General features: G+C 50.8%; 1 protein-coding gene. It reads right to left on the bottom strand.

Translation table 11 applies throughout. The features are described 5' to 3' along the window. The coding region (locus ACS8FD_RS24555; RefSeq protein WP_439277764.1) for an aldehyde dehydrogenase family protein at window positions 1-518 on the bottom strand (518 nt) is incomplete at both ends.

Raw genomic sequence — 518 nt, 5'->3', positions numbered from 1 at the left:
AATCGTAATACGGTCAATGGGGTCATCTCAGAGGGCTTCATGACAACTGTATTACCTGTCAATAGTGCAGGGATAATGTGCCAGATACCTATCAGCAATGGGTAGTTCCACGGCGTAATCGAACCTACTACCCCAAGTGGCTTGCGATGTAGCTCTATATGTGCGGTGTCGTTATCTTGAATGACCTGCGGCTCCAATGTCATACTGGCGGTCGCGCGTATCCAAGCGAGTGTGCCACCAAACTCAAAGCCTGCACCTAGATCTGCAAAGCCTTTGGTCGGCTTACCCTGCTCTTTGGTCAGTAGCGTCATCAGCTCCTCAGCGTTATCTTCGATAGCATCAGCAAGCTGCATCAAACGATCTCGGCGCTGCTCATAAGTCAATGCCGACCAAGTAGGGAACGCTGATTTGGCCGCTGCTACCGCATCATTCAACTGCGCAGTGGTAGCCTTTGGGCAACGAGCAATGACAGATTTGTCCGCTGGGTTGATAACGTCAAAATAGTCAGTGGTGCCAAC

It is taken from the genome of Psychrobacter sp. 1U2 (assembly GCF_051847575.1).
Note: the sequence above shows the minus strand (reverse complement) of the source record. Positions and strands in the feature narration are given on the sequence as shown.